The following is an 8,232-nucleotide window of genomic DNA, read 5'->3' on the forward strand; positions in this document are numbered from 1 at the left end:
GCTATTGGTTTAAAAAGCGCTATCCCTACCCGTTAATTTCGGGTTAGGATAGCGCTTTTTTATTGATTTACAGCACTTTTAATTGAGACCTTATGAACGGCCTGGCAGGCGATTGTCAACTACTGTTAAGTAATCAAACCCAGGGATAGCAGCAGGTATACATTGCCCTATTTTAAAATCAAGGCAAAAAAGGATTGCTAAGATCTTTAATCAATTCTTCTTCTGATTATAATAGAAGTGTAAGAATTGTTTTTTCGAAAGTTCACTTGCTTACCCTCCTAAGCAGCGTACAGAATTATCAATTTTATCAACCTGGTATTTAGGGACTGGCGCAGGGATGTGTGGGATAAATATCAAACAAACATTTTCATTTTATTAGTTTATTTTTTCCTTACATCATTGACACTACGCTATTTTTAAATTGACTTAATATCCTATTTACCAGCTTTTGTTTTATCAATTAAAGTTGATTTTACCGGTCAATAAATTTAACCGATACTACTTTAAATTTTTAAGATAGATGTTCCGGTATTCAACTTTCATGGTAGGCATTACATGTACCTGAAAGCCCAATACGCCTTTAAATTTTCGGGCTTTGGTATCTTCATCCGTGGCATCGCTCATTAAAACACCATTGATAAAATGCTGCAGGTGGTTACCTTTTGCGATAATATGTATTTCGTTCCAGTCGCCATTTTTTATTTTACTTTTTAAAGAATCTGAGTTACCCACAAAACCTTCGATCAATGGTTTTTGATCTGTTTTCAACAAAGCTTTTTCTCCACGCATTGCCAAAAATCCACGTCCACGTTCTTCATAATTCTGACCTGTATAAATATTGGCGCCGTCGATATCAGCCTGGTAACCTTTAAGTGCATACCGAATACCTTTCACTTCTTCACTGCGGTACTGAACGCCACTGTTTCCTTCAGGACTGATACGATATTGAGCGATCAATTCAAAATTTGCAGGCAATCCTCCTTTCCAGATAAGAAAAGTATTTGTTTTGATAATATGGGCGGCCGTAACTTCTCCCACAAAAGTTCCATTTTCTATCCGCCAGAATGTAGGATCAGCGTCCCAGCCTTTCATGGTTTTACCATCAAATATTTTTGTAAATCCTGCAGGATGATCCTGAGATTTTACGGACAATGACGTGCCCATGATGATGAAGGCAAGTGCTAAACGGAAACTCATTTTTTGTGACATAGTTGTTATTTGAAGTTGAAGATTTTATAAAATTGATTGGGTGTTTTTTTAAGAGATATTACAATCTTTCCAGCTTTTTGAAACTGCTGAATCAACTACTGCCTGACAAACTTTTTGTGTATCCAGTGCTTCTCTAAAAGTAGGTGAACAAGGTTCTCCTGTTTCAATGCTCTTTAAAAAATCGGCTACCTGGTGAATAAAAGAATGTTCGTACCCAATGCCCAGTCCAGGTACCCACCACTTATCCATGTAAGGATGATCGCCATCGGTGATATGTATAGAACGCCAGCCCCTCAGTTTTGATTCATCTGCATTATCAAAAAAATTCAACCGGTTCATATCGTGCAAGTCCCAGCTTATAGACGCATCGGCACCATTGATTTCAAAAGTATATTGGGCTTTATGGCCCCTGGCATAGCGGGTAGCTTCAAACAATCCCAATGAGCCGTTGTTGAAATGGCACATAAAGGAACAGGCATCATCGATGGTTACTTTTTCTACTTTACCTGTAAGCTGGTGCATGCGTTCCTTTACAAATGTTTCTGTCATTGCAGACACATCTTTGATACCTCCGTTGAGCCACAAGGCCGTGTCAATGCAATGCGAAAGCAGGTCGCCCAATACTCCGGATCCAGCTACGGCAGCATCCATGCGCCACAATCCCTCTCCACCTTGCGGAAGATTTTCGCTGATAGTCCAGTCCTGAAGAAAATTAGCCCTGTAATGATATATTTTTCCCAGTTTGCCGGAGTCAATAATTTGTTTGGCGAGGGTAACCGCAGGCAGCCGGCGATAATTATACCAAACGGTATTTTTAACCCCTGCTTTTTCAATGGCATCTACCATTCCTTCTGATTCCACGAGGTTGCGTGCTAACGGTTTTTCACACAGAATCATCTTACCTGCTTTTGCAGCGGCAATCGCTATCTCTGCATGTGTATCATTGGGGGTACAAATATCTATGGCATCAATATCAGACCGGGCAATCAGTTTCTTCCAGTCTGTTTCAACAGATTCGTATCCCCACTGTTCTGCAAATGCTTTAAGTTTAGTTTCATTGCGAAAACATACTGCTTTCAGCACCGGCGTAAATTCCAACTCAGGAAAAAAATTAGCTACCCGCCGATACCCATTGGAATGTGTCCGGGCCATAAAACCACCACCTATTAAACCTATATTAAGTATTTTTTTTGTTGCCATTGTCAATAGAATTAATGCTTACAATATAATAATTATTTTTATTCCGCTTCATACCAGCCATGTTGATCCCTCACTTTAATCATGGCTGCGAGTATATCATTCCATGTTTGTTGTTTCGTCATCACTTCATTCGGAAACATACATCCATCCCAACAGATATGCCGGATAGTTTTAGTGAGTTCTCCATCTTTACCACGCAACCAATAACCTGCATCTGCAGCTATATCCAATTTGCCAGCCGGATCTGTTGCCAAACAATGGCGACCTGTTTTATCATGCGAACCGCTGCCGAATACAGTGCCATCATTCTGGGCAACATGAAAGTCAATTGTCCAGGGACGCAGGGCATCGGTAAGCTTTTTTAAACCTTCGCTTAAAGCATTCCGGTCAGTCCAATCAAAATCAACAGGAAGTATCCGGGCTTCCGGACTATTGTAGCCAAGCAGGTATAACAAGGTATGCGCCATGTCTGCCTGAAAGCCAATATTAGGCCTGTTGACAGCTTCTAGTGTGTCAATCATTGCCGTCCAGCTATGCATACCGCCCCAACAAATTTCCCCTTCGGCAGCAAGCCTTTCACCATAGTCTGCAGCTACATCACAGACCTCTCTAAAAGTTTCTGCAATCAGCTTTGTATTGTTCACCGGATCCAATGCCCAGGCTTCCGGCTTACTGGCAGAATCTATACGCACAATACCGTTGGGCCGTACACCATATTCACGCAACTTTTGTCCAAACCGGCACGACTTGCGTACCATGTCTACAAATACTGCACGGTCTTCTTTACTACCCATCGCAGGACCACCCCAGACAGGAGCCACCAGACTGCCGATTTGCAGGTTTAAAGAAGTTACTTTATCTGCCAGTTTTTTGATGCCGTCATCAGAACTATCAATATCAATATGAGGTTCAAAAAGACCGATATCAATGCCATCAAACTTAACGCCGTCAACGGATGCGCCGGCAGTAAGTTCCAGTAAAGTTTCAAATGGTATGGGTGGCTCACCATCAGGTCCTTTGCCTACAATGCCCGGCCAGGTTGCATTGTGAAGTTTAGGATAGTTATTTTTTTGCATGTTATTGTATTTTAATAATTGAAATAGTCAATGTTGATTGCAGCAAAATAGATTATTTAATCTACTTCCTGTGGCAGTGCCACATTTTTATAAATTTGTACAGGTTTATAGCCCCCTTTGGATTTAAAATAAAAGAATAATAAAAGATAGCATACAAACATACCTGCCGGAAAAATCGCTACTGTGCGAAGGGCACTTTTTTTAGCGTTGTTTTCTACAATATTTATTTGCTCAACTGCCTGTGCCGGAGCAAGGGCTATTTTTTGGGCATCCAGCGCTTTATACGTTCCAAAAATCCCTGTTTTAGGTGCTGTTAAATAATCGGTATGCAGGGTGGTATTATTTTTTTGGTCGTAAGTAGCCAGGTTTTGATCCAGTTGTTTATCTTGTACAAAACCAAGAATAACTGCTCCAATAACACCCACTCCCATCATACCAACTGCACCGGTAAAATTAATTGCAAGTGCCCCTCCTTTGGGAAATTGTTCCGACACTACCCCCAGCATGGTTGGCCAGAAAAATGTTTTGCCCAACGCATATATGGTAGCTGCAATTACAATCATAAAGCCTGCTGAATACGAAAGAAAAACCAGACCAACCACGGCAATCAATGAACTTATTACGAGTAATCCGATCGGTGAAAGTTTGTGAACAATGGGACCGGCATACAAGCGAAGTAAAGCCATTATTATTGAGGTGTAAATTAATACCCATCCACCCTGAAAGCCTATTTGCTTCATTGCCGGTGTCATTAATTCGGTGATCCAGCTATCGGTTCCCAATTCGGTAGTAGCCAATGGAATCATAATTACTAACAACAGAATAAAAAGCGGTCTACCCAGTGATCTTACAAAATATCCGAAAATACCCGTCATCACCAGCGTGATGATAATACTAACGGTGAGGGGCCATTGAAAAAGACTACCCAGTTGAAAGGCACATAAAGCCGCAATGATTAAGGCACCCAACACACCCACTTCTTCCAGCATCTGGAGGTAGCTAACACCAGCCTTTACCCTTTCGTTTACCGGAAAATTACGTTTCATAATAATCCAGCCATAAGTGAAAGCAGGTAGCAAAATAAATCCAATAATTAACTGCCATGGAAATTGCTGGTTGATCATAAAAATGCCAAGCAAGCCTCCAACTACCATCCCGGCTGGCCAGCCAGCATGTAAAATATTTAGCCACTTTGTTTTTTCTTTTGGAAACATGGTCGCCACTACCGGATTAACGACTGCTTCAACAGCACCATTGCCCAAAGCGAACAAAAAGGTACCTGCAAACAGCATCCAATATCCATTGGCAAAAATGGTAATCACAACAGAAAGAAGATGACAGGCAAAGGCAAAAATCATTGATTTTTTATAGCCGATTTTATCAATAATCAAACTAAAAAATACGATGCTGATTCCAAAAGGCCAAAACCCTACTCCAAATATTTCGCCTTGTTGCGTTTTACTTAAACCAAATTGAACGCCCCATTGCGCCATAATAAATGCACGAAAAACAAAGCCAAATGCAGTAGCAGTTAATGCAATAAAACAGCCCCAAAAAAGCATTTTTTTGCCCTGCTCGTCTGCTGCTGTATTTACGGTAATGATTGGTGTGGAATTCATACGACTTTTTTTAAAGGTTAAGTAAAATGATAGTAAGCAATGAAATCGATTTGTATAAAAATTTTAATCACTCAATGCTGTGTGGTTAATGACTCAGTAACCAGCAATTGATTCTTTCATTAAAGTCGGCTATTTGCTCCCAGTGAAATGCATGTCCACAACCATCATACATATACAGCTCCGAATTTGGAATAGCCGCCGCCACTGCTGTTGCCATCCACATGGGTGTAAAAATATCTTCCTTGCCACCAATCACCAGAACCGGTTGTTTAATTTGTGGAAGCATGTGCAGCACATCATGCTGAATGCAAGCGGCAGCCTGCCCCGTTAAACCTTGTACAGACTGAACCTGTTCATTTGTTGCCGCTAAACTTCTATTGGCTGCCATTTCCGCAAACATCGTGTCTTCATCCCAGGATGATTTTGAATAAATTAATAACTGGATAAACAAACTAAATGCTTCCGGCGCAAAGGCTGTCTTACAATTTACCATATGCTGAAAGGTAGCCCTGGCCTTATTATCACAATTTGCCCATGGACACATCAACACCATTGAAATAATTTTTTCAGGATGACGAATGGCCAGTTGCTGGGCTATCGTGCTTCCCATAGAACAGCCTACCACTTTTACTTTAGGCAAATTAAGGGCATCCAGTAAACCTGCACAATCGTCTGCCATCTGTGCTGTTGTATAAGGCCCTTCTGGTTGGTCAGAAAGACCCACACCCCGGTTATCCAATGTAATACAGGTGAAATTTTTTTGCCAGTATGCCACATGTTTTTCCCAGACTGATCCGGTGGCTGTAATCCCCATTATCAGCAGCAGTGGCTCTCCTGAACCTTGTTGCCCGTACTGTAAATTGATTCCGTTGCTGCGTAAAATAGGCATCGTTGTAATTATTTTAATCCCTTAATTAATGTTTCTTTCACCCACTCACCATCATGTAATGTTACAAAATCCGGATCTTCCATTGCGGCGATTCCTTCATCTTCACAAACTATCCAGCCTTTATAATTACGATCTTTCAGCCATTGCGTTATTGTTAAAAAGTCAACTTTACCTTTACCCATCAATGCAAATTCCGGTTCACCATCCCAGTCTTTATAATGCATATGATTTATCATTGACGAATATTCTTTCATCTTTTCCAGCGGGTCCATCCCTGCATTAATAATGTGTCCCACATCGGGTGTCCATCCCGTAGCAGCACTATCCAATGCCGGTAATATCACCTGATAATCTTCCTCCGTTCTGGTGATGGAAGTATGCGGTGAATTGGGATGAAAGCTACAGGGTACACCCAATTCCATTGCTCTTCGGGAAACGCTGTTAACTATATTGATTAAATTTTGACGGCGCACTACCAAATCATGGCGACCGCCAGGTTTTTGCACCGTGCAAAGAATGGCTCCCGGAAAACGTTGTAATAAACGAATGGTTTGATCTGCTTCTTCCCGCTCTCTTTCTGTTTCTTTCGCTCCCTTCCAGTCTAACGCCAAAGAGATTGCCGCAAGCTCGATGCCATTCAATTTCAAATTGGCTTCCAGCAAACCCGGGTCACTTAAATCTCCCATCCAAAAATGTATGGGTTGAATGCCGGTAAATCCGGCCCTGGCAATAACTTCCATCATATGTCCTAAACGACCCTCATGTGTTTTACCATTATTGTTCATAAACCAGGTGTACACTTCAGATCCAAAACGAAAAGGTAGTTGATCAGTCATAATAATCATTGCATTTTAATAGTAAATAATTAGCGGCTTTGTGCCATACATTGTTGCTTAATAAATACTAAGCCATTGGTGGCAATATCCCAGGGCTTTGAATATTCCCGCCACACATTAATGGCATTGGCAAAATCAGGATCGTTGCGGGAAAAGGCTTCAATAGTAAGCCAACCTTCATATTTTATTTCTGCCAGCGTAGAAAAAGTTTCTTCCCATTGCACATGTCCGTCGCCAGGCGTTCCCCGGTCATTTTCACTGATGTGCACATGCGCTAATATGGGCGCTACAGTCTTGATGGCATCCCTGTTATTTTTCTCTTCTATATTTGCATGATGGGTATCGTACATGGCTTTTACATTGGGATGCGCTGCGGTGTTTACCAGTTTGGTTAACTGTTTCATGGTATTGCATAAATAACATTCAAAACGATTCAATGCTTCCAGCGCCAAAGTAATTCCTGCCTGTGCTGCATACACTCCCGCTGCATGTAACACTTCCCCACTCCAGCCGTATTCCTGATCTTGTGGCGCATGTTGCGCAAAAACACTATGCCCCGAATGAAATGGTCCGCAAAGTATTTTTGACTGCATATCATAAGCCCTGTCAATGGCCCACTTAATTCTTTCCAATCCTTTGGCTCTTATCTCCGCAGAAGGATTAACCGGATTCTCTTCTTTACCCACTACAAAAACAGCCGATGTTTCCAGACCAATGTTAAGTGCATAGGCTCCAAAACGCTTGTAGGCTTTTTCATCCGGTGATCCGATCAGGCATTCAACCCCGTCGTACCCAATCTCTTTTAACCGATCCACGATCGGGAATAATTCATCCGACACTACTGCAGACCATACCAAAGTATTAAATCCTATTTTATTCATTCTTAATCGTTGATAGTAGAAATAATCTATTGTAATTAAATCCTATTTCTGGCTGGTAGAATTTATAGCAATATTCGCTTTCCGCCAAAACTACCACAGCCAGGTACAGGCACCTTTATCCTTTAAAATTATTGGCGGTAAGGCACATGAATTTCCATTTTACCGGCCCATTTTTTTGGTATGGGTTTACCCGCCGCCCAATGAAGGGCATTAATTACCAAATGCTGAAATGGCTCCTGATCAAAATCTTCGGGATGCCCCAGCGTTGTAAAAAAAAACTTCGCTCCATAACTATTTTTTCCTGTCCAGGCTACCGGATTATCATACGCAGCAGGATTGTCCGGATTAACGGAATGTCCCATCAGTAAAGTTTTGGAACCGTTAGATGGATAATCAGGCAACACCTGGTACAACCAGGATCTGCAGTGAAAATTATTACCTACACCAGTAAGAATTGGATCCTTTGCTGCAGCCGGAATAATCGTTACGTCAGTGGAAGAATTATGTCCATAATGCGTATGA

Annotated in this window: 8 protein-coding genes; all 8 read right to left on the bottom strand. The window is 41.5% G+C overall.

Going from position 1 to position 8,232, the window contains the following annotated elements; all coding sequences use genetic code 11:
* Positions 1-498: 498 nt before the first annotated feature.
* A complete protein-coding gene (locus H7254_RS20630) occupies positions 499-1,209 on the bottom strand; it encodes a DUF1080 domain-containing protein (protein ID WP_301934771.1) in 711 nt (236 codons plus the stop codon).
* Between the two features lie 48 nt (positions 1,210-1,257).
* Complete coding sequence (locus H7254_RS20635) at positions 1,258-2,409, bottom strand: Gfo/Idh/MocA family protein (protein WP_301934772.1); 1,152 nt, start codon at positions 2,407-2,409, stop codon at positions 1,258-1,260.
* Positions 2,410-2,447: 38 nt separating this feature from the next.
* Complete coding sequence (locus tag H7254_RS20640; protein ID WP_301934773.1) at positions 2,448-3,485, bottom strand: sugar phosphate isomerase/epimerase; 1,038 nt, start codon at positions 3,483-3,485, stop codon at positions 2,448-2,450.
* Between the two features lie 56 nt (positions 3,486-3,541).
* On the bottom strand, positions 3,542-5,104 hold the full coding sequence (locus H7254_RS20645; RefSeq protein WP_301934774.1) for a sugar MFS transporter: 1,563 nt from the start codon (positions 5,102-5,104) through the stop codon (positions 3,542-3,544).
* Positions 5,105-5,189: 85 nt separating this feature from the next.
* The gene (locus H7254_RS20650) at positions 5,190-5,993 is read right to left on the bottom strand and encodes an alpha/beta fold hydrolase (protein ID WP_301934775.1); all 804 of its coding nucleotides are present in this window, start codon (positions 5,991-5,993) and stop codon (positions 5,190-5,192) included.
* Positions 5,994-6,001: 8 nt separating this feature from the next.
* Positions 6,002-6,829, bottom strand: coding sequence for a sugar phosphate isomerase/epimerase (locus H7254_RS20655; protein WP_301934776.1), 828 nt, complete (start codon positions 6,827-6,829; stop codon positions 6,002-6,004).
* 29 nt (positions 6,830-6,858) lie between these two features.
* Positions 6,859-7,710, bottom strand: coding sequence for a sugar phosphate isomerase/epimerase (locus H7254_RS20660; protein WP_301934777.1), 852 nt, complete (start codon positions 7,708-7,710; stop codon positions 6,859-6,861).
* A gap of 128 nt (positions 7,711-7,838) precedes the next feature.
* On the bottom strand, positions 7,839-8,232 hold a 394-nt coding region (locus tag H7254_RS20665; RefSeq protein ID WP_301934778.1), incomplete at its 5' end, for a ThuA domain-containing protein.

The sequence above is a fragment of the Ferruginibacter sp. genome (assembly GCF_014377975.1).
GTDB lineage: Bacteria > Bacteroidota > Bacteroidia > Chitinophagales > Chitinophagaceae > Ferruginibacter.